The sequence below is a fragment of the Microcoleus sp. D3_18_C2 genome, assembly GCF_036702395.1.
Taxonomy (GTDB): domain Bacteria; phylum Cyanobacteriota; class Cyanobacteriia; order Cyanobacteriales; family Microcoleaceae; genus Microcoleus.
The window spans coordinates 43,375-67,828 of record NZ_JAUBTG010000007.1; the positions used below are offsets into that span (position 1 = coordinate 43,375).

20 protein-coding genes are annotated in these 24,454 nt (G+C 47.6%); 10 read left to right on the plus strand and 10 right to left on the minus strand.

All coding sequences use genetic code 11. The features are described 5' to 3' along the window. Nucleotides 1-20: 20 nt before the first annotated feature. Nucleotides 21-257, minus strand: coding sequence for a hypothetical protein (locus tag QUA88_RS07155; RefSeq protein WP_333208245.1), 237 nt, complete (start codon nucleotides 255-257; stop codon nucleotides 21-23). Here QUA88_RS07155 and QUA88_RS07160 point away from each other — a divergent pair. Next, nucleotides 234-2,315: a DNA polymerase III subunit gamma/tau gene (locus tag QUA88_RS07160; RefSeq protein WP_333054757.1), complete on the plus strand. Its 2,082-nt coding sequence runs from the start codon at nucleotides 234-236 to the stop codon at nucleotides 2,313-2,315. The genes QUA88_RS07155 and QUA88_RS07160 overlap by 24 nt on opposite strands. Before the next feature lie 301 nt (nucleotides 2,316-2,616). Here QUA88_RS07160 and clpX read toward each other — a convergent pair whose 3' ends face one another. The 3 genes from clpX to tig all read right to left on the minus strand — a co-directional run bounded on the left by clpX (nucleotide 2,617) and on the right by tig (nucleotide 6,584). After that, on the minus strand, nucleotides 2,617-3,960 hold the full coding sequence (gene clpX / locus QUA88_RS07165) for an ATP-dependent protease ATP-binding subunit ClpX (RefSeq protein ID WP_333138491.1): 1,344 nt from the start codon (nucleotides 3,958-3,960) through the stop codon (nucleotides 2,617-2,619). A gap of 9 nt (nucleotides 3,961-3,969) precedes the next feature. Then, nucleotides 3,970-4,659 carry an ATP-dependent Clp endopeptidase proteolytic subunit ClpP gene (gene clpP, locus QUA88_RS07170; protein ID WP_333041644.1) on the minus strand — a complete coding sequence of 230 codons (690 nt, stop codon included), beginning with the start codon at nucleotides 4,657-4,659 and terminating at the stop codon, nucleotides 3,970-3,972. Between the two features lie 506 nt (nucleotides 4,660-5,165). Beyond that, nucleotides 5,166-6,584 carry a trigger factor gene (tig, locus tag QUA88_RS07175; RefSeq protein ID WP_333054759.1) on the minus strand — a complete coding sequence of 473 codons (1,419 nt, stop codon included), beginning with the start codon at nucleotides 6,582-6,584 and terminating at the stop codon, nucleotides 5,166-5,168. 675 nt (nucleotides 6,585-7,259) lie between these two features. On the opposite strand from tig, the gene QUA88_RS07180 reads away from it, so the two are divergent. The 4 genes from QUA88_RS07180 to QUA88_RS07195 all read left to right on the plus strand — a co-directional run bounded on the left by QUA88_RS07180 (nucleotide 7,260) and on the right by QUA88_RS07195 (nucleotide 11,823). Further along, nucleotides 7,260-7,463: a hypothetical protein gene (locus tag QUA88_RS07180; RefSeq protein ID WP_333208246.1), complete on the plus strand. Its 204-nt coding sequence runs from the start codon at nucleotides 7,260-7,262 to the stop codon at nucleotides 7,461-7,463. A 132-nt stretch (nucleotides 7,464-7,595) separates the two neighbouring features. Next, nucleotides 7,596-8,639, plus strand: a complete 1,044-nt coding sequence (locus QUA88_RS07185) for an aspartate-semialdehyde dehydrogenase (RefSeq protein ID WP_333054760.1) — start codon at nucleotides 7,596-7,598, stop codon at nucleotides 8,637-8,639. A 106-nt stretch (nucleotides 8,640-8,745) separates the two neighbouring features. Continuing rightward, nucleotides 8,746-9,639 carry a 4-hydroxy-tetrahydrodipicolinate synthase gene (dapA, locus tag QUA88_RS07190; protein WP_333054761.1) on the plus strand — a complete coding sequence of 298 codons (894 nt, stop codon included), beginning with the start codon at nucleotides 8,746-8,748 and terminating at the stop codon, nucleotides 9,637-9,639. A gap of 297 nt (nucleotides 9,640-9,936) precedes the next feature. Beyond that, nucleotides 9,937-11,823, plus strand: coding sequence for a ribonuclease J (locus tag QUA88_RS07195; protein ID WP_333054762.1), 1,887 nt, complete (start codon nucleotides 9,937-9,939; stop codon nucleotides 11,821-11,823). A 475-nt stretch (nucleotides 11,824-12,298) separates the two neighbouring features. Here the strand turns inward: QUA88_RS07195 and QUA88_RS07200 are convergent, their stop codons facing one another. The 3 genes from QUA88_RS07200 to QUA88_RS07210 form a co-directional block, all read right to left on the minus strand. Further along, entirely contained in the window at nucleotides 12,299-12,574 is a 276-nt protein-coding gene (locus QUA88_RS07200; RefSeq protein WP_333054763.1) for a MoaD/ThiS family protein, read from the minus strand. Nucleotides 12,575-12,773: 199 nt separating this feature from the next. Then, nucleotides 12,774-14,072, minus strand: a complete 1,299-nt coding sequence (thrC, locus tag QUA88_RS07205) for a threonine synthase (protein ID WP_333054764.1) — start codon at nucleotides 14,070-14,072, stop codon at nucleotides 12,774-12,776. Nucleotides 14,073-14,562: 490 nt separating this feature from the next. Then, the gene (locus QUA88_RS07210; RefSeq protein ID WP_015179186.1) at nucleotides 14,563-14,823 is read right to left on the minus strand and encodes a MoaD/ThiS family protein; all 261 of its coding nucleotides are present in this window, start codon (nucleotides 14,821-14,823) and stop codon (nucleotides 14,563-14,565) included. A 494-nt stretch (nucleotides 14,824-15,317) separates the two neighbouring features. On the opposite strand from QUA88_RS07210, the gene QUA88_RS07215 reads away from it, so the two are divergent. After that, a complete protein-coding gene (locus QUA88_RS07215; RefSeq protein ID WP_333054766.1) occupies nucleotides 15,318-15,605 on the plus strand; it encodes a hypothetical protein in 288 nt (95 codons plus the stop codon). 424 nt (nucleotides 15,606-16,029) lie between these two features. Here the strand turns inward: QUA88_RS07215 and QUA88_RS07220 are convergent, their stop codons facing one another. From QUA88_RS07220 to QUA88_RS07230, 3 genes are all read right to left on the minus strand, one after another. After that, the gene (locus QUA88_RS07220) at nucleotides 16,030-16,170 is read right to left on the minus strand and encodes a hypothetical protein (protein WP_333054768.1); all 141 of its coding nucleotides are present in this window, start codon (nucleotides 16,168-16,170) and stop codon (nucleotides 16,030-16,032) included. Further along, nucleotides 16,145-17,521 carry a cytochrome P450 gene (locus QUA88_RS07225; RefSeq protein ID WP_333054769.1) on the minus strand — a complete coding sequence of 459 codons (1,377 nt, stop codon included), beginning with the start codon at nucleotides 17,519-17,521 and terminating at the stop codon, nucleotides 16,145-16,147. Before QUA88_RS07225 ends, QUA88_RS07220 begins: the two co-directional genes overlap by 26 nt. 138 nt (nucleotides 17,522-17,659) lie before the next feature. Then, a complete protein-coding gene (locus QUA88_RS07230) occupies nucleotides 17,660-18,265 on the minus strand; it encodes a hypothetical protein (protein WP_333054770.1) in 606 nt (201 codons plus the stop codon). A gap of 694 nt (nucleotides 18,266-18,959) precedes the next feature. Here QUA88_RS07230 and QUA88_RS07235 point away from each other — a divergent pair. From QUA88_RS07235 to QUA88_RS07250, 4 genes are all read left to right on the plus strand, one after another. After that, on the plus strand, nucleotides 18,960-19,526 hold the full coding sequence (locus tag QUA88_RS07235) for a COP23 domain-containing protein (protein ID WP_333233495.1): 567 nt from the start codon (nucleotides 18,960-18,962) through the stop codon (nucleotides 19,524-19,526). Between the two features lie 442 nt (nucleotides 19,527-19,968). After that, nucleotides 19,969-20,196 carry a hypothetical protein gene (locus QUA88_RS07240; protein WP_333054772.1) on the plus strand — a complete coding sequence of 76 codons (228 nt, stop codon included), beginning with the start codon at nucleotides 19,969-19,971 and terminating at the stop codon, nucleotides 20,194-20,196. A 414-nt stretch (nucleotides 20,197-20,610) separates the two neighbouring features. Further along, complete coding sequence (locus tag QUA88_RS07245; protein WP_333054773.1) at nucleotides 20,611-21,834, plus strand: COP23 domain-containing protein; 1,224 nt, start codon at nucleotides 20,611-20,613, stop codon at nucleotides 21,832-21,834. A gap of 328 nt (nucleotides 21,835-22,162) precedes the next feature. Further along, nucleotides 22,163-24,376, plus strand: a complete 2,214-nt coding sequence (locus tag QUA88_RS07250; RefSeq protein WP_333054774.1) for a phosphoketolase — start codon at nucleotides 22,163-22,165, stop codon at nucleotides 24,374-24,376. Nucleotides 24,377-24,454: the final 78 nt, after the last annotated feature.

Here is a 24,454-nt window from a genome sequence, read left to right on the forward strand (position 1 = left end):
GAAATACACATAAATTAATACTAACTCTGGAAGCGAGCTGCGGAAAACATCAAGCAGAACAGTCGATCGCCCGGACGATCGAGGGGCGGACATTGAAGAGTGCTAATTCCTACTGTTGGCTCACTCCCCCCGTGCAAGCCCACCGGGCGGCTTGCTGTGAGAGTCGAGCTCTCTTTGCGATCGAACAACGTCTCCTTAGCTAAGATTACAGCTAATACCACCAATATTCGATCGTGACCTACGAACCCCTGCACCACAAATATCGCCCTCAGACATTTGCCGAATTAGTCGGTCAAGAGGCGATCGCCCAAACCCTCACCAGCGCCATCCTACAAGAGCGCATAGCACCAGCATATCTATTCACCGGCCCCAGAGGCACCGGTAAAACCTCCAGTGCCCGAATTTTCGCCAAATCCCTCAACTGTATTTCTACGGTAGCCCCCACCCCCACACCCTGTGGCAAATGCAACGTTTGCCAAGAAATTGCCCGAGGTTCGACACTAGATGTCATCGAAATTGACGCCGCCAGCAACACCGGAGTAGATAACATTCGGGATTTGATTGAACGAGCTCAATTTTCGCCCGTACAGTGCCGCTATAAAGTATATGTAATCGACGAAGTTCATATGCTCAGTACCCAGGCATTTAATGCCTTATTGAAAACATTAGAAGAACCGCCAGATCGCGTTGTATTCGTCCTCGCCACAACCGACCCACAAAGAGTATTACCAACTATTATTTCTCGTTGCCAAAAGTTCGACTTCCGCCGCATACCACTCGAAGCAATGATTGCTCACTTGCACAAAATTGCCCAATTAGAAAACATCAATATTGCCAGTGATGCAGTACAAATGGTTGCTCAAATCGCCCAAGGAGGTCTGCGAGATGCCGAAAGTTTGCTCGACCAACTGAGCTTATTTCCCGGTCAAGTAACAGTCGAAAAAGTTTGGGATTTAGTCGGTGCGGTTCCCGAAAATGATTTAATGGATTTGCTGCAAGCTATTGATACAGATAACGCTACAGCATTAATAGACATGACTCGTCACCTAATGGATCGCGGTCGGGAACCGCTAATCGTGCTGCAAAGTCTCGCGAGCTTTTACCGAGATTTGCTAATAGCCAAAGCTGCCCCGAAACGGTCAGATTTAGTAGCTTTAACATCGGCCACTTGGGAAAAACTGGGGGATTTTGCCCGCAATTGGGATGCCGAGTTGATTTTGGCCGGTCAGAAACATTTGCAAACCCACGAAGTGCAAATTAAAAACACCACTCAGCCGCGTTTGTGGCTGGAAGTAACGCTGTTGGGATTATTGCCATCAGCAATTAGAACTCAGCAGCAACCAACAGCCGAACCAGCGAAAAATGTTGCTCAACCACCACAAAATTACCCCCCCCAACCAAGGGCGGGCACGGGGGCACCGCCCCTACAATCGGGAGGAAGTCAAACATCTAATATTGAACAATCTTCTGTTCCCAATTCGCAAAATCCTCCGCCGCAGTCGCCGCCTGTGGCTAATCGAATAGAAAACACACCTCCTGCAGCGATTCCTGCACCTGCACCAACTGCGGAAACGAATCAAACAAATTATTCCCCGGCTAATTCAGGCGATGAAATCGATTTAAATCGAGTGTGGGAACAGGTACTTGACCGCGTGCGGCCCCATGGAACTCAATCGCTGCTTCGTCAACATGGACAGCTAGTAATTTTTAGCAATGATACTGCTTATGTTAAGATTAGTTCGCAGCCGTTGCTCAATATGGTTAAAGACAAAGTAGCTAATATTGCAGAAGCTTTTTTGCAAATTTTTAACCGTCGAGTAACAGTAAAGGTGGGCTTGACAAATCCCGCTGAAACTAATAGTTCCCGCACCAAGAATTTGCCAACTTCTAACGGACGTGGTGGCGAAAATGCCAGCAATTCTCATCCTGCGGATGATGCGGGCCAACAGGTGCAGAAGTCGGCGGCTTCTGAGATTACAGATGATTTTTTGGGGAAGGGTAGAGAAGAACAAAAACACCCGCCTGCGACTGAAAATACCGCTGTTAATGTGCCGGCAATTTCCGAATCGCGATCGCCCACAAACGGTTCTACAGACTCTCAAACTGACTTTAACGCTCAGGCTATAGCGGTGCGTGATGACGCGCGAGATGTCGCGAATAGGGCTAGGCAATGGGCTGATATGTTTGACGGGCAAGTAGTCGATTTGTCGGATGACTTGGAGATTTGGGAGTCGGAAACTTTTAGATTGGAATCTGAACCTGATTTTTCCGAGTTATCTTCTGAGTTAGGTGAGGATGATTTTATTGATTGGTAAATGAGAATTGGGCATTGGGCATTGGCTTGATATGATATCAATTTCGGTTGCACTCTTGGAAATGATAGAGGAGACGGCAGTGCCATCTCCCTACAATGTTATTTTGGGTAGGGAGACGGCACTGCCGTCTCCTAATTTCGGCTACTAATAATTTCGATGCAACCGGAAACGATATGATATGTTGTACCATGCTCAAGAACAGGCTTTCCGGCCTGTTCCACAAAGAGTGAATTTTCTTGTGGGGAGTATGGGTTGGGCAGGAGATCCCGCCCTAAAAGACTTATTGACAATGTGAAAACTTTTAAGCCGATTCCGGTTTTGGTAGCGAAGACGGAAGTACCAATAACTCAGCAGTCGATCGCTTCTCGACCATTTCCTTAGTAATCGTACACCGGGCAACATCCTTGCGCGACGGCAACTCGTACATCACATCCAACATCAATTCTTCGACAATTCCCCGCAGCGCCCGTGCTCCAGTTTTGCGGCGGTATGCTTCCTGGGCGATCGCCCGAATCGCCTCTGGCTTAAAGTCCAACTGCACATTATCCATCTTCAGCAGCTTTTGATACTGCTTAACCAAAGCATTTCGGGGTTCCGTCAAAATCGCCATCAGCGTTTCCTCATCCAGCGGTTCTAACACCGCCGCCACCGGCACCCGCCCGATAAACTCAGGAATCATCCCAAACTTCACCAAATCATCCGGTTCCAGTTGCTTGAGTACATCAGCAGCCCGCTTTTCCTTCGGCTGAGCTTCTCCGGGCTGAATAAAGCCCATTGACTTTTTGCCCGTTCTCTGCTCTATCACTTTCTCCAGACCGACAAAAGCACCACCGCAGATAAACATGATATTGCTGGTATCAATTTGGATGCAGTCTTGGTAGGGATGCTTGCGCCCGCCTTGGGGAGGTACATTGGCGATCGTCCCCTCCAGCATTTTCAGCAGCGCCTGCTGCACGCCTTCCCCAGAAACATCCCGCGTAATCGAAGGATTTTCGCTCTTGCGGGCTATTTTGTCAATTTCATCAATATAAATAATTCCGCGCTGCGCCTCTTCCACGTCCATATCTGCCACTTGCAGCAGCCGCAGCAAAATATTTTCCACATCTTCCCCGACATAGCCCGCTTCCGTCAGCGTCGTCGCGTCAGCCACCGCAAACGGCACGTCTAGCATATCTGCCAAAGTCTGAGCCAGCAGAGTTTTGCCGCAACCAGTCGGCCCGATTAACAAAATATTCGATTTTTGCAGTTCTACTTCTTCCGGCGGGTGCTTGCCGCTATTTTTGGCATGGATAAAGCTGAGGCGCTTGTAGTGGTTGTAAACTGCCACCGAGAGCACCTTTTTCGCCTCATCTTGCCCGATCGCATTTTCGTCGAGATAATTTTTAATTTCCCTCGGCTTGGGAATTTGGCTCAGCGACATACTTTTGCCCGATGTAGCGCGGCGCTTTTGCGTCGTTTCCTGCTTCGGGGGCACCGCTGCTGCGGGTACTGCACTCGAATCAAACAACTCCTCATCTAAAATTTCATTGCACAAGTCTACGCATTCGTCGCAGATATACACCCCTGGCCCTGCGATCAACTTGCGTACTTGCTCTTGAGACTTGCCACAAAACGAACATTTTAGATGGGAGTCGTACTTAGACATAACAGCCTCTTAATTCAGTGCAGTGACATTCTCTCCCGCCGTCGGAAGGTTTTCCTTAGCGATAACTCGATCGACCAAACCGTAATTTTTGGCTTCCTCGGCTGACATAAAAAAGTCGCGCTCTGTATCCGCCTCTAATTTGTCGATCGGTTGACCCGTGTGGTGCGCTAGCAGTTGATTCAGCTTACGCTTATGATAAAGGATTTCTTTGGCTTGAATCTCAATATCAACTGCTTGACCTTGAGCACCTCCAAGCGGCTGGTGAATCATAATCCGGGAACTCGGAAGAGACATCCGCTTACCGTGAGCTCCTGCTGTCAGCAGAAATGCGCCCATACTCGCTGCCAAACCGTAACAAATCGTCACCACATCCGGGCGGATTTGCTGCATTGTGTCATAAATTGCCATGCCGGCCGTCACCGAGCCACCGGGGGAATTAATGTACATTTGGACATCTTTTTCTGGGTCTTCGGCATCTAGATACAATAGCTGAGCCACTATTGAGTCAGCAACTTCGTCGGTTACGGGAGTTCCTAAAAACACAATTCGCTCCCGCAGCAAGCGCGAGTAAATGTCAAAAGCCCGCTCGCCCATCCCCGACTGTTCTAGCACCATCGGCACTACATTGCTGGGGCTGGAACTGACATCAAAATCGTTATAGCTTGTAATTAGGTAATTGGAAGATTGAGATACAACCATAAGACACCAGTCAAGGATTCTAGACAATTTGCTGCTGCTGATGAAAGCTTTAAATTAAGCCGCCAGCTTTTAACTATTATGCCTCTTCTGAACAGATATCGGGGGAATGGGGAATTGGGCATTGGCCAAACAGGGCATAGTCGAGCAAAAATCTTGTGACTATTTAACCCAAATTCAACAGTAGCTCGACATTAAACGTAAAATTCGATCGCACTTCAGATACCCCCGATCCCCGCCCTAGGCACACTCCAAGAGCCAATTAGTGTCCACTTAAGCTTTCAGCCTGCCAAGTCCACCAGTGGGCCCGCTAGTCCGCCAGGGAATCAATTCCACGGGGCTTATAGCTAAAGTCCTCACTATGAGGACTAATGAATTATTCAGTCCTCATAGCGAGGACTTGCGCTTTGAGGCAGGGGTTTAAACCCCTGCCCGACTGCGGGTTTAACGTGTTTGTTGACACGAAGAAGGGCTGGCGTGCGGTGTCCCTACTACTTTGATTCTGCGCCCTATTCTTCGCCTACGACTTCCACTTCAACGCTCGTGGCTGCTTCTGCTGAATCTTCAGCGTCCGATTCTTCTGATTCTTCTGCTGCTGCAGGAGTCAGTGAGCCTTCAGGTACGAGTTCGATTGTTCCTTTTTCTTCCAACCATTTCAGGGTTTTTTGTTTGAGCAAGTCTTCTGCTACAAATTCCTGCAACCTTTGGGGGTCAAAATCTCCTTTGGGAAACTGCTTTCTGATTTTTGCTACTTCTGCTTTTACTTCTGCTGGTTCAACAGATAAGGATTCCAGCTTGGCTACTTCTGCCAGAGCTAAATTCTGCTTGAGGCGCTCGATTGCTTCCGGGCGCGAGCGTTCCCGCATCGGCCCCATATTTTCTTCGGTAAACAGTTGGTTGATATCTATGCCGTAATTTTTCAATTGGAGGGCTTGTTGATTCAACAAATAATCGATTTCGCGATCGACCATTGTTTCGGGAATTTCCACTTCTATTAGCTGCACAAGTGCTGCTGATATAGCTTTTTCCTTATTAGCTGATGTCTGGTTTTCTTGGTCGGCTTTAAACCGAGTTTCCAGCGATTCGCGCAGTTCTGCTAAGGTTTCAAACTCGCTGACTTCTTGGGCGAAGTCGTCGTCCAACTCCGGCAATTCTTTTTCCTTAAGTTCTTTGAGGGTAATCGTAAAGACTGCTGGTTTTCCGGCTAATTCTTCACTGCTATACTCTTCGGGGAACTGTACAGAAACTTCTCTCGTTTCTCCTGGATTCATCCCGATCATGCCTTGGATAAAGCCCGGTACAAACTGATTTTCCGACAATTCTACTTGGAAGTCTTCTGCTTCGCCACCGGGAATTTCTGCGGGAGTTTCGCCTTCTGGTGCTTCCGCAAATCTACCGGAGAAATCAACCAAAGCCGTGTCTCCCAACTGAGCTGGCCGGCCTTCTACGGGGATTAAAGTAGCTTTGTCCGATCGATATTTTGCCAATACCTCATCTACCTGACCCTCATCATACTTAGCTTCTTCTGCTTGAAGCTGCAAACCTGTGTACTGACCCATTTTTACTTCGGGTTGTACATCAACCTTCGCCGAAAAAATCAGAGGCTGTTCTGGATCGAACTTCTCTAGTAATTCTTCAAACTCGGTGCGAAGTTCAAAACTGCCAATTGCCGCAATTTTTTCTTGTTCGAGGGCTTTTTGCAGGGAATCATTAATCAAATTTTCCAAAGCCGTCGCCTTCAAACGACTCTGGCCTAGGCGCTGTAGCAAAACTTGACGGGGAACTTTGCCTTTGCGGAACCCAGGAATACTAACCTCGCGAGCAAATTGTTTAATTACTTGCTCGTAAGCTTGTTTTGACTTTTCTGACGGTACTTCGATTTCCAGACCAATTTGGCTAGCTGGAAGTTTTTCCTGGGTTACTTTCATCGGCTTTTTTGATATTTAACAATAGTGTATTGACACTCCCTGTCCTTTAGGTCAGGGATTCTTAATTCAGCGACTGACCTTAAAATGTTGCGTCCTTTCGGCAATCCTCAAACTTTTTAACCGTAGAAATCCTACCAATTAACGAGCCTGATTCGCAGTCATCCCTCTTGGTCTATCTCCAAAAGCGTACTAGGATATTTACCTAGAGTTCGGGTATGCCCTACCCTACTTAACAAGACTAAATAGTTTGTTTCTCTGGTTAAAGGAACTGTGTTAAGCCCCTAGCTGTTTATAGAGTTTTCGCCGCTCTTTGTCCCCCGGTTTACGCGCCAAAGTGTGTCGTTAACTGTTTTTATGCACTAGGGCGCAGGAGTTTAACCTTGACTACTCTAGAATACTAGAAATTTCCTGACTTTTAGGAAGGGATTTAAGAAATTAAAGCCGTCCTAGAAGGACAGGGTTTTAGACCCAATTTCCTTGATAAAATACATACAAATCTGACTTTGCCTGCATTTTAATTTTGTACGCTTTGACTCGTAACGGCACAACTACAACACCTTTACCGGATGAGACTGTAAGTCATTGCCGGCTACTTTTTTGGCTCTTGCCAAATAGTTTGGGTTTGAGGATACTAGCTTTTGCTAGGAATGTGGAGGTTAAGTCCACTAATTGCCGATGCACCATAGCACATATCGCCCTGTGATGTCAATCTTGCCGGTCTCTGCGGCCAGTCAAAGTCAATGGATGCGCCTGCGAAAATGCAGATATATCGCAAAACTTAACCGGATGCGGATTGGGCGTGGGCGAGCGACAAAAGATGCTAAACTGGCATTGGGTACGATCGCACGGATCGATCGGGAAGTTCGATCGCCCTTTTAGGTTAACTGCACCATTGCTATCCTCTCATGCTCCTGATATCGCATAACATTAATTAAGTTTGATATTGAGAATTGCAGTTATTTAAATTTTTGATTTCGATCCTTTAGACTCTAATTTGTGGAGGAAACTAATTTGTCTCAATCCTATCGAGTTGCCATTTTAGGAGCTACCGGCGCAGTCGGGGCCGAGTTGCTAGAACTCTTGCACAGCCGGACTTTTCCGATTTCTCACTTGAAGCTGCTGGCTTCGGAACGTTCAGCAGGCACTACCTTGCCTTTTGGGGGCGAGATGCTGCAGGTGGAAGCAGTTTCGGCGCGATCTTTTGATAATGTAGATTTGGTGCTCGCCTCTGCCGGCGGCTCTACTTCTAAATTATGGGCTCCGCAAGCTGTGGCAGCCGGGGCAGTGGTAATTGACAATTCTAGCGCTTTCCGCATGGATGCGACGGTACCGCTAGTGGTTCCCGAAGTCAATCCCCAAGCGGCAGCAGCTCACCGAGGTATAATTGCAAATCCCAACTGCACGACTATTTTGATGGCGGTTGCCGTTTGGCCACTTCACAAAGTTAGGCCGATACAGCGCATCGTTGTAGCAACTTACCAGTCTGCCAGCGGGGCGGGGGCCAGGGCAATGGAGGAAATGAAAGCTCAAGCAAGAGCAATTTTGCAGGGAGAAACTCCCAAAACAGATATATTTCCCTACCCGTTAGCATTTAATTTGTTTCCGCACAACACCCCGATTAACGATTTGGGGTATTGTGAAGAAGAAATGAAAATGGTAAACGAAACTCGGAAGATATTTGGTACGGACGAGATTAAAATTACGGCAACTTGTGTGCGGGTTCCCGTACTGCGGGCTCATTCGGAAGCGATTAATCTAGAGTTTGCAGAGCCTTTTAGCGCGATCGAGGCCAGGGAAATCTTAAAGCAGGCAAGCGGGGTTAAGCTGGTAGAAGACTGGCAAGCTAATTATTTCCCGATGCCCGCAGAAGCCAGCGGTAAGGATGACGTGTTAGTCGGCAGGATTCGCCAAGATATTTCTCACCCCTGCGGGTTGGAAATGTGGCTGTCGGGCGATCAAATTCGCAAAGGGGCGGCTTTAAATGCGGTGCAGATAGCTGAGTTGCTGGTAGAAAAAAATTTGTTGCGAAGCCAAGTGGCGGCGGCTTCTAATTAGGGGAAGCCTCGCAACTTGAAAATTGAAATTGGGGATTTTAGATAAACCTTTCATCTGAAATCAAAAATTTAAAATCAAACATCAACAGTCTAAAATCGGAGAAAGTGTGGTAAAGTTTGGACGGGTTCTGACTGCAATGATTACGCCGTTTAAGGAAGACGGCAGCGTTAACTATGCGGTAGCAGAACAATTGGCAGTTCATTTAGCCGATCGCGGTACAGATAGCTTGGTAGTGTGCGGCACTACTGGCGAGTCTCCCACTATGACGTGGGATGAAGAGTACGAATTATTTCAGGTGGTACAAAAGGCGGTGGCCGGTAAGGCGTTGGTAATCGCCGGAGCAGGCTCGAATTCTACTTCAGAAGCAGTCGCAGCTACCCAAAAAGCAGCTAAACTAGGGTTAGACGGTTGTTTGCAGGTGGTTCCTTATTACAACAAACCCCCGCAAGAAGGTTTATATAATCATTTTCGGGCGATCGCGCAATCTGCTCCAGAATTGCCTATAATGTTATATAACATCCCCGGTCGCACTGGTCAGAATATGTTGCCGGAGACGGTGGCTCGATTGGCCCAAATTCCCAACATTGTGGCCGTAAAAGAAGCAAGTGGCAACTTGGATCAAGCAAGTCAAATTCGGTGCTTGACATCCCCTGAATTTGCCATCTATTCTGGAGATGATTCCCTAACTTTGCCAATGTTGGCGGTAGGAGGATCTGGTGTAGTTAGCGTAGCCAGCCATCTGGTAGGAGAACAACTGCAACAGATGATCAAAGCTTTCGAGGCCGGTCAAGTTCAAGTCGCTACCCAGATTCACTTGCAACTTTTTGACCTGTTTAAAGCTCTTTTTCTCACCACAAATCCCATTCCAGTCAAGACAGCTCTCAAGCTTCAAGGCTGGGATGTCGGCTCCACCCGTCCGCCCCTGTGCGATCCGCCCGTTGAGGTAACTCAAAAGTTAAAGGACGTACTGAGTCAGCTAGCAGCAGTATCAGCTAGCTAGACGAGCGAGAACGAGTTTTCAGACAACTGAATATTGGTTGTTATCAGTCATTAGTTCTGAGTTATCAGTCATTAGTAATTAAGTGTTAGTAAGTAGCTAACAGTCAAGCATTAAAGACTGAAGATAGAAGAATGAAGGCCAAAGACAACTGACTGTACGGGAGAGTAAAACCCGCCAGGGATTTTTCCATAAATATTTGGAAAAATATCGCCCTACCAACGAACCGTAGACGAAAGACGAAAGACGACAGACCATAGACCACAGACCAATAACAAAAATAACTAACAAAGGATACGCATGATCAAAAATACAACTGCATCTGCTCTAAAAGTTATTCCCCTCGGCGGGCTGCACGAAATCGGTAAAAACACTTGTGTGTTCGAGTACGGCGACGAAATCATTCTTTTAGATGCCGGTTTAGCGTTCCCGACAGATGGAATGCACGGGGTAAATATTGTCCTTCCCGACATGACTTACCTGCGGGAAAACAGCCACAAAATTAAAGGTATGATCGTGACTCACGGTCACGAAGACCACATAGGTGGTATCCCTTATCACCTCAAACAATTTGAAATTCCAGTCATCTACGGCCCGCGTTTGGCGATGGCTTTGCTAGCCGGAAAACTCGAAGAAGCCGGAGTGTCTCACCGCACTGAATTGAGAACGGTTAGACCCAGGGATACTGTCAGAATTGGCAAGAATTTCTTAGTCGAATACATCCGCAACACTCACTCGATGGCCGACAGTTTTACGGTGGCAATTCACACTCCCGTCGGAATTGTGATCCACACCGGAGACTTTAAAATTGACCACACTCCTGTAGACGGCGAGCATTTTGATTTGCAAAAGCTGGCGGAGTACGGCGAGAGAGGCGTGCTGTGCTTGATCAGCGATTCTACTAACTCGGAAGTTCCCGGTTTTACCGCTTCGGAAAGTTCTGTGGCGCCGAATTTAGACAGAATTATCGCTCAAGCACCGGGACGGATAATGCTGACGACTTTTGCTTCGTCGGTACACCGATTGCAAATTGTTTTGGACTTGGCTAAGAAAAACAATCGGTATGTCGGAGTGGTTGGCCGGTCGATGCTTAACGTCATCGCTCACTGCCGCAATCTTGGCTACATCAAATGCGAAGATAGTATTTTCAAACCGCTGAAAGAAATCCGCAATTTGGCAGAAGACAAGGTGCTGATTTTAACTACAGGTTCCCAAGGCGAACCGATGGCGGCGATGACTCGCATTGCTAACGGCGAACATCACGAACTGAAAATCAGAAAGGGCGATACTGTCATTTTCTCAGCTAATCCGATTCCGGGAAATACGATCGCAGTGGTAAACACGATCGATAAACTGATGATGCTAGGAGCACACGTGGTTTACGGCCGCGACAAAGGCATTCACGTTTCCGGCCACGGTTGTCAAGAAGACCAAAAGTTAATGATTAACATGACTCGTCCCAAGTTCTTCTTGCCGGTTCACGGGGAACACCGGATGCTGATCCAGCACTCCAAGACGGCTCAAAGCATGGGCATTCCCGCTAGCAATATGGTGGTTATTGATAACGGCGATGTCGTAGAATTGACCGAAAATTCGATACGAGTTGCTGGTCAAGTGCCTTCAGGAATTGAATTGGTAGATGCTTCTAGATCGGGCGTTGTCAAAGCTAGCGTCCTCAAGGAACGTCAGCAGTTGGCGGGAGATGGCGTTGTAACTGTAGCGGCGGCTTTGAATTGGGAAGGCAAATTAGTTGCTAAACCAGAAGTCCACTTGAAAGGTGTAGTGACATCAGCCGATCGCGCGGAGGTTATCAAATTAATCACTCAAACCATTGAAACAGTTTTGAGCGATCGTTGGTCAGAATTTGTAAAACCTGCCACTGCTGACTCACAAGTTGATGTTGACTGGGTAGGAGTGCAAACGCAAATAGAAAAAGCAATTCAGCGAGTGATGCGCCGGGAACTGCAAAGCAATCCGCTGTTGGTATTCCTGATGCAAATTCCTGAAGAAGCAGTGCGATCGGAAAAAGCAGCAGTATCTCCAGGTGCCCTGGAAGCACCTAAGCTATTATCCTCGCAATCATCGCCATCATCGCCGTCATCGCCATCATCCCCATCCTTGCCATCTCCTGCCAATCAGGTGACGGGCCGGCGCCGTCCCCGGACTGCTGCAAGGGCAGCTTCCTAGTAGGATAATTCTCGGACGCACTGCGAACAAAGAAAGGAGTTTTAGGTTTGGTAGTTGCGCTTGGGTACCCAAGCGCAACTACCAGCCTAGATATAAGAAATGAGAATTAAATAACTTCCACAAGATTGTGGGATGGCGTCCCGCCCGTCCTTTTTGGACGGGCGGGACGCCCATCCCACAATAACAATTAAAATTGTAAGTTATTTAATTCTCATTCCTTACCTAATCCGGGATTTGTAGGATTTTCTCGGTTAAGCTGTGGAGCATTTAAACCAGTAACGAGGCTAGTAGGGTGCGTCAGCTTATAACCCTTACGCTGAAACGGAAAACCTTAGATGCTGACGCACCTTACGCAAGCCCTTTAAATGCCGAACAGCTTAGCGAAGGAGTAGTTTTTAAACCGTAAATAAACACAAATGAACGCAGATAGATTTAAATAACTATCTGCGTTCACTTGCGTTTATTTGAAAATTAATCAGCCACCAGCAACAGCAGGAACAATGCTGACTTCATCGCCATCTTGGAGGGCTGTGTTTGAGCCATCCAAAAAGCGGATGTCTTCGCTGTTGACGTAGAAGTTGAGAAATCGGCGGGGTTCTCCCTTTTCGTCGCACAGGCTTTTTTTGATGCCGGGACAATTGGTTTCCAGCGATTCAATTAATTCGGAAATGTTATCGCCGGCGCATTCGATGGTGGCTTGATTGTTGGTAAATTTTTGCAGGGGGGTTGGAATTAAAACTTTGACGGTCATTTTTTTAGTCCTTAGTCAGTAGTCAGTAGTCAGTAGTCAGTAGTCAGTAGTCAGTAGTCAGTAGTCAGTAGTCAGTAGCTTAATAACTAATAACTAATGACTAATGACTGATGACTATTAATCAGTAGTCCTCAGTCAGTAGTCAACAGCTTAATAACTAATAACTAATGACTAATGACTGATGACTAATGACTATTTATTAAACCGAAACTTGTTGCCATTCTAGGCGTTCGAGCGTGCGGGCGCGTTCTAGGGCGCGCTCGAATGCTTCTAGTTTCGGTTCGAGGGTGATTGGTTCGCCGATGTAGCCTTGAACTGCTTCTTGCGTTTTCAAACCGTTGCCGGTGATGTAAACGACTGTGGTTTCATCGGGATTGATTTTACCTGCTTCTACGAGTTTCTTCAAGACTGCGATTGTGGTGCCGCCTGCGGTTTCAGTGAATATGCCTTCAGTTTCTGCTAGCAGTTTCATGCCTTCGATGATTTCGGTGTCGCTGACGGATTCAATGTTGCCGCCTGTTTTGCGGGCGATTTCCAAGGCGTACATACCGTCGGCTGGATTGCCGATCGCGATCGACTTAGCAATTGTATTCGGTTTCACCGGTTTGACGAAATCACGGCCTTCGCGGAAGGCTTGGGCGATGGGGGAACAGCCGTCAGCTTGGGCACCGCTGAATCTGACTTTCTTTTCGTCCACTAAACCGACTTCGATGAATTCATTAAAGCCTTTGTAAATCTTTGTGAACAAAGAGCCGGAGGCGAGGGGAGCGACGATGTGATCGGGCAATTGCCAGCCTAGCTGTTCGGCAACTTCGTAACCGAGGGTTTTTGAGCCTTCGGAATAGTAGGGACGCAAGTTGATATTGACAAATCCCCAGCCATGTGTATTGGCGACTTCGCAACAGAGACGGTTAACTTGATCGTAGTTGCCGTGAACTGCCATGACAGTTGGATTGTAAATCAGAGTGCCGAGGACTTTGCCTGCTTCTAAGTCGGAGGGGATGAAGACTACGCAGTCGAGTCCGGCGTGGGCGGCGATCGCAGCCGTAGAGTTAGCTAAATTGCCGGTGCTGGCACAGGATACCGTTGTGAAACCCAATTCTCTGGCTCTGCTGAGGGCGACTGACACCACTCTGTCTTTAAAGCTGAGAGTGGGCATATTGACGGCATCGTTTTTAATATAAAGATTTTTTAGACCGAGGCGGCGGGCCAAGCGGTGGGATTTTAATAGAGGAGTCATCCCCGTGCCGACATCGATGACGTTATCTGTAGCGACTGGTAAAAATGCGCGGTAGCGCCAGATCGAGTTGGGGCCGGCTTCGATGGTTTGGCGAGTGACGGTGCGGCGGATGGCGTCGTAGTCGTACTTGACTTCAAGCGGGCCAAAACAGCAATCGCAGACGTGCTTGGCTTGGAGTTCGTACTCTTCACCGCATTCTTTACATTTGAGGGCTGTGAAGGTTGCTGCTGTGGATTGTGTTCTGGTGGCCTGGGTCATAGCTCAACTCTCTAGTTTTGCGATGTTTGTTAATTCTTTTCGCAGAATACCACGCTCAAATTAGTGCGTCAACCATACCCGATTTTTTTAGTCGGGATTGATTTTTCAATTAAACAGTGGTGTATTTAACTTTGATATTTGGGCGGGCGGGACGCCCATACCACAAGGATTTGAGTTGTTTTCAGGATCGGGTTCTTAACCCAGATTTTCAGGCCCGCACGCCAGCCCGATCGATCTCAAGGATGATTTGCCGACGAAATTGTTACAAAACTTAATAAATCTTTTTTTGGCTAAGAATTGGGCAGTCGTGCGATCGAACACAACTACAAAACCTCGAATTTTTGATTAACTGAGATGTTGCACGATTCTCGCTTAACAGGCTTTTCGGCCTGTTCCACAAGAAAATTCACTCTTTGTGGAACAGGCCGAAAAGCCTGTTCATAAAAAGCTTATTGAGAATGGTGCAACATTTCAGATTAACCAACTTAGCCTACCCGCCGCTGACGGGAGGGATGAGGACAACTTCGTCACCGTCTTGGAGGATGGTATCGGGGGAGACGAATTCCAGGTTGAGGCCGAAGCGGGTGCGATCGCGCCATTGTTCTAATTGAGGATATTGGGCGATCGAGCTTTCGAGCACTTGAGACACTGGGGTTTCGGGAGGAAGTTCTAATGTAAGTTCCGAAACGCCGTAGGCTTCACCGAAGGCGGCGAACAGTTTAACGGTGATGGTAATCGAAGAGTTAGACACGGCTGTTGAGTGCGATCGACGGTTTGGCAATTATCAACTACACCATACAATTAATTAGTAATTAGGCGCGCCGAGGCTTAGAATTGAAAGCGGCAACCTCTAGTTAAGTTTTACCCCACCGGGTAAAGATGATAGTTGATTGCAGCAAAAAGTCTTAACAGGATTGTATGCCGATCGCTCTCACCAACCAGGTGTTAGAAGCAGTTTGCATCCACTTAGATGCAGCTAGCTAAGGTCTAGTTGGCTGCTGTTGAGGCTAATGCGAGAATATTTTTTGAGGATGCGGTATAGATACTTTACGGTAATTGTGGGAGAGTACAAAAAGCTCGCACTACATTTAGCAGGCAACAACGCAGACAAGGCCCTGTCAACCCGCTTTTCCTGACAAAAAATCAGGTTATAAAGTGTGGATTGGAATTGCCAAACCTTTGCCATGCTTAGCAAGCTACCCGTTCTATCTAAGAAGAATACTGAAGTTAACGCGATAGAAATATATGGCAAATAACGATTTTAAAGTGCTTCAGATTATTGAAGCTAAAGGCTGGTATGCCTTTGGCAGTACCAAGCAAAGCCAGCACGTTGAGAGATGGGTAAGACCTGTAGTGTGTTGGGTTTTAATAGAAGATAAAAAAAAGCGACGGGTTGTGACAGCTACCGCTAGCTATCAAATCCAGATTGACGACAAAGAAGTCGAGTTTTTTGCCCACGAAAGCGAAATTCAAGATATGGAGAGTCTCCCGAAGTCTGTCTCGGTGTCAGAATTTCTGAAAACAGAAGATTGAGAGAAGGGCCAAAGGAGATAATTTAACAAGTTATTAATTATTCCTTAGTGATTCCTTAAACTTGCTGTCGGATTCTATTGGAATTAGAGGCAGAATCTCTACATTGGGGAGAGGGGCAGAGGGGGACAGGGGGAGAATTTATAGTTTTGCCTTGCCTTCTGCATCTTGTCTCCAATGCCTGAAGTAGCCCAAAAAATAAAGAGGCCGGAAGATTGGTGGCATTGCCAACACGCTTCCGACCTTGCTGAATAACAGGGTATGCATATGTTTTTAAAGTATGGCAGGGAGGCTTTTGAGATATCAAGAGGACTATTGCAATCACCCACTTTTGCTTTCAGGCTGTGTTTGCGAGGCTCCTATTATTTTAGACTGAGAATTTGAAAATTGAGAGAGGGGAGGCTTACAGGTTAAGGATTCTAGCTATTTATCTGTAGCGGGTGCTACAAAAAATTGTGGCATTGGCGGACGATCGCACTTTCTCGCTAAATTGTTTGCACTCAAAGCCCAAAGTTCGATCGTCCCCTGCAACTGCTGCGACTTCAAACTCCACTAACAACAGGTTCACGCTTCTGCTGCGACATCCGCCGCCCCAGCAGGGCCATCCGCACGCCACCGGCTGGCCCTAAAGTCACCCCTCGGCGTTTGGCCTGTACGGGCTTTTTCTCGGCCAATACTAGGTCGAAATCCCGCAAAATGGTTGCCAGCACCAGTTTCATCTCCAACTGCGCCAGCGCCAAGCCGATACAGCGGCGGCTGCCGCCTCCAAAGGGCAAATACTCGTAAGGCGAGAATTGCCTCTCCAAAAACCGTTCCGGTTTAAATTGCAGCGGTTCTGGATATAAATCCTCCCGTCTGTGGGTCAAATAAATTGAGGCGAAAACAACCGTGCCCGGTTCGAGTTGATGTCCCATCAGTTCCACGGGCGATCGTACCACTCGCGGAAACGTCAGCATTCCCACCGGGTAAATTCGCAGCGTTTCCTGACAAACTGCACTCAGATAAGGCAAGCGGGAAATCTCCATCGGATCGGGATTTTCCCCCAAACTGTCCAATTCTTGCAGCAACTTCTGGCGCACCGAGGGCAAACTGTGAATCCAGTAAAATGCCCAAGCTAGGGCAGTTGCTGTGGTTTCGTGGCCTGCAAACAGCAGCGTCATCAACTCGTCGCGCAATTCTTCATCGGTCATTGGTTGCCCGTTTTCGTCGCGCGCGGCCATCATTAAGCTGAGAATGTCGGTGCGGTTGGCATCAGGTTGCAGTCTGCGTTCTGCAATTTCGCCGTCCATCAGTTCGTTAATTTTCCGCTGCTGCTGTTTCATCCGTCCCCAAGGACTCCAGGGCCCCCAATCTTGCTGCATCCAGCCTAGAAACAGCATACTCGATCGCAAAGGAGAGCCGATCGTATCGATAATCGCAGCCAGCAGCGGGGACAGTTGCTGCAACCGTGGCCCGTCATCCAGACCGAAGACAGCCTGCAAGATTACCCGCATGGTGACTTCCTGCATGGCGCTGCGGGCAACAAAAGGTCGATCGACAGACCATTTGCAGGCAACATCTCGAGCGATATCGCAAATTAGTTGGCCGTAATTCCGCATCCGTTCCCCATGAAAAGGTGGCATTAATAATTGGCGATCGCGTTTGTGCTTTTCTCCAGAGAGCACAATCATGGATTGTTCTCCCAGCAAGGGTTTAAGAATACCGTTGATCTCGCCTGGAGCGTCAAAAGCTTTGCTGTTGAACATTTCCTGGATGGCTTGCGGGTTGTGGATCATCACGAATGGTTTGAGCTTGCCCCATCGAGTCGTGAAAATCTCCCCGTACTTTTTGGCAGATAGATCCAGGTATGTCAGCGGATCGCCAATCCATTGAATTAGCTGCACGAAGCGGGGGCTTTTGGGGCCGTCAGGTAGTGTCATAGGAATTACCGGGGTTTGGGTCACAGGACTTAGCAGTATCAAAAAACTTCAAAGGGTTTGAAGGTTTATTCAATCCCTCCCAACCCTTGTTTTTAAGGGGAGAATTGTGTAATTCCCATCTCCAATAATTTTAATCGCTTATTCTCGAACTGTGCTCAAAATATCCTCTCCAAGCTCTGTAAAACGAACAGTTTTGATTTGCCAAGGAGCATAACTGGTTAAAGTTTGGCGCACGCCCCCGAACAAACCTAACATTTGACAACTGGACAAATTTTGCAATTTCTGCCGCGAATTTCCGGAGGCTCGCAGATCCACGGTAGCTATTCCGAGGTCGCGATCGATCTTGAGGCGATAGCCAGCCAAACCAAGACTATCGAAAATCTGCTGCTTTAACACTTCATTAACCGCCGATGACATTAACTGGTTCTCTGGGCCTGTAACTGTTTCCGGCTTCAGATTTTGACATAAATTATCTACCTTATAAACCGTAACGGTGGCAGTATTTTCTGAGAGGGTAGCACTGCCTAAAACTGAGGCAACAGATTTATAAGGCTGCGTTAATTGACTCGATCGAGCCTCAATTTGATTTCCCGTTAGCTGTAGGTGTTGGAACTGAGGGGCGCTTCGGGAGAGTTGGCTCTGGTTTTCGGTTGAGGTAGCTGCATCTGAGGTAGAACAACCGCTACCGCCTATCAAAATTAACCAAACGCCTAAATATCCTAACTGTTTGCAGATACGGTTCATAGTTTTTAATACTCAACTAAACTTCAGTGTACGGAGGGTGAACTTTGGTAGTAGAAAGCATTTAGTCCCTGATTACACTCACTTAGAAGTATTTCTAGGTATCCGTAATACGGAGATGAAAACAAGTTAAGAGTTCTGGTCAATACCTTCATTTTCACGTTCGATCGATCGGGCACAGGAAGTATTAGTCCTCATTTGTGCAACCCTGCCGTCTCGGTATCGCAGCAGATCGAGCTAGGGACTTCGATCGCAAAGTGATATCAAATACCGTGTCAGTAGGTGTGATGTACCGTTGCAATTCGAGCAATTCCAATATCTGAGGTAAAGAGCCTCTTTCCGGTTTGCGACAGCCCGAGCTGGATTAGTAGTAATGAGGACAGAATTCAGACTGGCGCGCGCATTTTAAGCTCGGTTTCGGAGCGCCTTTTTAACAGCGCCGATAATCGCGGTTAGAGGGAATGTCCAAGTCGCGAACAATATCAAAACTTACGGATCAAAAGCAAAGAAACCGGGTTGTTTAACCAGGCATAAGGGCTGCAACGAAGTGTTTTCGTAAAAAAAACTGGTTTCTGGTCAAGTCGCGAATCACATAATTCCTCAGTCAGCGGATCTGTAACGAACAGGCGTGTCAAGGGTGTTATCGCAGCATTCGGTGATTTTTGTGTCGCATCCCATCAAAAAGAGTGAGAACATCATGAAACAGCAATTATGGACAAAAGTTTTGGCGGCAACAGCCATCGCCCTCAGCGGCCTGACGGTTGCTTCTGAACCGAGTTACGGTCGGCGAGCGTCGGGGGAAAGTGGATTTTGGTGCAATACCTCGACTGGTGCGCCGGTGACGGTGTACCAAAACGCTCAAGGTGCTGTAGAGCCTTGGATTGAGTGGACTTCCGATTATTTCTCCGGTTCTGGCTACGATCCGGCAACTCGGTGTCAATTAGTGAGTCAACGCCTCGAAACCTATCGCCGCCAACGAATGCTTAAGTACATTACAGCAGGCCAAATGAACGGCCAGAACGTCATCTGCACGGCGAATCAAGTCAATGGGCGGTGTCAAAATTTGATTTATACCCTCAGACCCGGCCAAGACCCGATCGGCTCTTTGTATAATTTGTTGGCTTGGCGCCAAGGATATGTCGGGATGCCGTCTTTTGATGAGACCAGTAAAATTCCTTACATTGATGTCAGGGAAAAGCTAGGGGAAAACACGGATGATGAGGTGCAACAGCCTTCTTTTTCTCCGCCGTCGGGACAGCCTTAAAGATGGGCAAATTTTCCATCCCGTCACCAATTCCAAGGATTGAGGTGGAAAGTTTGGCGCGTCATTCGATTTTAGATTTTAGATTTGAGATTTTGGATGTTGGAGGCGACCCCACGGATAAATTCGGGGGCTTGAGGATTTTAGATTTTAGGATCGCGAATTAAATAATTTACACTCTTGAAAGTGGGTTGGGCCTGAAAGCCCGCCCTTTCTGGATGGGCCTGAAAGCCCATCCCACAAGAAGCATCACGCATTCTAAGTTATTTAATTCTCATTCCTTAGATGCTTTCGATTGATTCCACGGATCAAGCACGTGGCGGATACCACCTTTGAAATTCTTCGTCAAACAGCGGTACGCATCCCGACGGGGAAATCTTCTGGTTCCGAGACGATCGTCCGGCTGCAGGGCCAAACCTATAGGGTGCTCACTAACTAGCAGGTTGTGGCGATCGGACTTGTCACCGACGACGGCCTCCTCCACCCACTGCTAGGAGTTCTGAGGCGGCTGGGCAATACCGATCGGGCGATCGTTCTGTTTCGCAGCGCGATCGAGTATAAAATAGCACTATTCAGCCTTGAACCCGGAGCGGTGTCTGAGCCAGTGTTGGCAGTCGGCTTTCCTGGGGGTGCTGAGGTTAGGAGTTTCGCTGACCACGAATTTCAAAGGTAGTACCCGCCACGTGATTTATCTCGCGCAAGTCAATCCCAAATCGAAAATCGAAAATCCTCAAGAAAGAGCATTTATCCGTGGGGTCGCCTCTAAAATCTCAAATCTAAAATCTAAAATCGATTGACGCGGGCTTCGTTTCGGTGCCGCTAGCCAAATCTTTGCCTCAAGGTTATAGGTTGGGCTATACAAATGAGGTAAAATCGGTATGAGTGGCGACCCGATTTTTAATGCCAAAGGTTTCTTGATTGGGATTAACTGTAGGGGCAAGTATCGAGATCCAAATTTTTGCGTTTATGCTTTTGAAGAGGGAAGTGAACCAACAGCGGAATTATCGGAAAAAATGGTTAAATCCAGTTGGGGAATTCCAATTAGTATATATTGGCAGTTCGCCTCGTTTCATCTAGGGAGTTATCGATGAATGTGTGGAGTTTGCGGTTTGACGCGCTGACAATCATCTTGACAGGTGCATTAACAGTGACGGCCCTTGTCAGTCAACAATATGCTGCCTGTGCCAAAACAGCAGAAGAAATTGCCCAGCTAGCGACCTTGACAACTGTGGAAGTCAACAATACGCTGGGTTTTTTTGCTAGTGGTTCGGGAGTAATTATTGCCAAACAGGGTAATATTTACACTGTTTTGACAGCTAATCATGTAGTGGCAAGCCTCGCTCAAAAATACAGCATTCGCACTCATTTAGAGAAGGATTATGCTGCGATTAGAATACAGCGCCTACCGAAAAATGACACGGATATAGACTTGGCTTTGATCCAGTTTCAGAGCCGAGAACAGTATCCAGTAGCACCAATGGGCGAGTCAGAACGTGCTGTTGTTGGTTCTGCTATTTACGTTTCTGGCTATCCGCTGCCAATTTCGGGAGTTGAACGAAAACTTGAGTTTACTACTGGTATCATCTCTTCTCGCTTGGGCAGCGCCTCATCAGGGTATCGTCTGCGCTACCAAGCTGTAACCAGGCGCGGGATGAGCGGCGGGCCTGTATTTAATGCTGATGGCAGGGTAATAGGAATTCACGGTCAGGGGGATACTGTTGGCACAATTAGAAGTCAGTGGAACGGTCAGATTGAGGAGATAAAAACGGGGTTAAATGCGGCAATCCCGATCGATGCTTTTATGGCATTGCTTTCACAAAACAAGCGTAACGGCTGGGACATTCTCAGCAATCTTTCTCTCAGCAGCGCCTCGGATCAAAACCAGCCGAATCGGAGTTATGGAGGATTTGTATGCGATACCTCCACGGGCGAGCCGGTGACTGTGTATCAAAATCCGCAAGGGTTCAGGGAGCCTTGGATTCGCTGGAATTCTAATTTCTTTTCTAGTTCTGGCTACGATCCTTTAACTCGCTGCCAACAAGTGACTCAGCGCCTTGAGAATTATAACCGAAATAAACAGCTAAATTATGTGACGGTGGGTATAGTAAATAACCAGAAAGCGATTTGCACGACTAGCCGCGTTAATGGGCCTTGCGAAGGTTTGATCTACACGCTGCGCCGCGATCAAGATCCGACTCCTGCACTTAGCAGTTTTTTTGTTTGGCTGCGGAATCAAAAAGCTGTGCCTTCTCTTTCTGAAAGCGGTACTGTGCTGTATATCGATGTGCGGGAACGGCTGGAACAATTTTAGATTGGCGATTTGAGATTTGAGAGGGATTAGTAATGGGTAAACACAGAACCCGGATTTATTAAAAAACTCCGGGTTCTCAAACAACTACTTATTAGCTGAAAATTTGAGAGATTTTACTTATTTATCACTGACATAAGCTGTCGCGCATTTAAATTGCATATTCGAGGCGGGCGGGACGCTAGGGCCCTACTCCCCACAAGACTTTGATTGTTTTTTGACAGACAATTTAAAGGCCGCAACAGCTTAATAGAACTCATGATTTTTTGGAACACGGAAGCTATAAAATTACTATTATATTAATCCAATTCAAATTTTTCCGGTATCAAGCATGACAGCAACTACCCCGCAGGCAACGTCAACAACGCCCGCTTTTTGCGAAGGCATTCAATATTTTTCTGAAACAGTCCCTGGTTTTGATACTTATGGGAAAACACCTGCGATCGCCGAGGGGAGCAAGTCGATCGCCGATTCTGCCGATCCCGTCGCCGTCTTTCAAACGATGCTGGGAGCAGACGCCCTGCGCTACCTGACGCTACAAGTCACCGCTAGCAAGGCATCGGGACATCCGGGGGGTTTTGCTAGCCAAGCTGAGGCCTATGCCGCTTTGGTGATGCTCGGACACAAAAACATTGTCACCGAAGTCGGCCATCACGCCCCCGGCTTTTACAGCGCCATGTTTCTCGATCGATCTTTGGAGGATATGGGAATTGTTAACGTGCAGCAAGTACGCGATAAATTCCGAGAAAAAGACGGTTTGTTAGGACATCTTTCCGGTTTCATTCCCGGCCTTTTAGCACCGGCCGGCCCCCTCGGACAAGGGCAGCATTTCGCAATGGCGGGAGCGCTTTTGCACCGCGAAAAACTGTTTGCTTTCACAATGGGCGACGGCGGCATGGGCGAACCCTATCCGATGAGCAGTATGGCGCATTTCCACACTGCTTATCCGAGTGTTACTAACTTTTTGCCTGTGTTGGTTTGGAACGGATATTCTCAGGAACATCACAGCATGGTTTCGACTAAAACTAATGCTGAAATGATTGCTTATTGGCAAGGCAACGGTTTTGAAGAAGTTATCTTAGTTGATGCTAAGGAATTTGACGATAAAAATCAACCGGAAGATTATGTGGACAGCACTGCTTTTTCGCTCGAACAGCGGATGGCATTTACCAAAGCTGTTTTACAAGGAGTAGACAAAGCGGCAAAATCTGCTCTCGGCGGCAAATTAACTGCGTTTATTATCAAACAGTTGAAAGGTGCCGGCGTCCACGCGCGCGGAGCAAAATCTCACAACCTTTATCCGAAAGATACGCTGGATGCTCCGCACATTGTCAGTGCTTTAAAAGAGCGCGCTTTAACTGCTGCTGCTTGGCAATTGGTGCGGACAAATTGCGAGCGTGCGGGCGGCGGGCCGGCGGCGAAAACAGTTGTGACTGAGTTTACATTGCCGCTGGCAGATTTAGGCGAATTGCCTTTAGAAGAATTTGCCGTTGGGGGAGAACCGAAGATTTCGACAACAGCAATGGGACGTTTGGTAGGGAAAGTCGGCGAGTGCGATCGGACTTTTCTTGTGACTAATGCTGACGGCAACGAAGCATCGGCAATTGCCAATATCAACCAAGCTCTAAAGATTATTCACCCAACGACAGATGACCTGTACAATCAATCGCCCAACGGTCAAGTTTACGAACCTTTGAGCGAAGATGCTTGCGCTGGTTTAGCGGTAGGTTTATCGCTATTTGGAGCGCGGAGTTTGTGGTGTTCCTACGAATCTTTTGCCATCAACGGTTTACCAATTTGGCAAACTGTAACCCAAGCAATGGCAGAATTGCGCCGTCCAACTCCGGCAACTGTCACTTTATTTACAGCGGGTGCATTGGAACAAGGCCGCAATGGTTGGACGCACCAGCGGCCGGAAATTGAGGCTTATTTTGCGGCGATGATGCGGAACGGCAATGTGTTTCCTTTGTTTCCACCGGATGCTAACAGCATTCAAGCTTGTTATGAGTGGGCTTTGACTGCTAAAAATAAGGGAGTTGTGATTACTGCAAGCAAGTCGCCGCTGCCAATTCGCACTACTCTTGAACAGACTCGCCAAGGTTTGCAAGACGGTGGAATAGTGCTGCACGAAATAGCAGGAGATAAGACAGTTGTGTTTGCAGTTGTCGGCGACATGACGTTAATGCCAGTGTTTGAAGCTGCGGCATTTTTGGAAACAGAAGGGATTGGAGTGCGAATTGTTTCTGTTGTGAATCCCCGGCGTTTGTATCGTGCTAGCGATGTTGCTTGGGATACTTGTTCGGAATCTGACGGCGGCTTTTTGAGCGATGAGAAATTTGCCGAATTGTTTGGCGGAGATGCCTTGATTGGCGTGACAGGCGGTGCTTCTGGGATGTTGGAACCTGTGATGCTCCGCAGCAATTGCCAGCGGGATACTTTCGCTTGGAAGCGGGGGGAAACTACTGCTAGTGCTGGTCAGTTGATGGCGTTTAATGGGTTGACTGCTGAGGCGTTGACTAAAAGGGCGATCGAGCTAGTTCATTAAGTTAGAATGTGAGTGAATGCCCCTGCCTGGTTTGTACTGGGTAGGGGCTAGTAATATTTAAAATAGGATGGTGATACC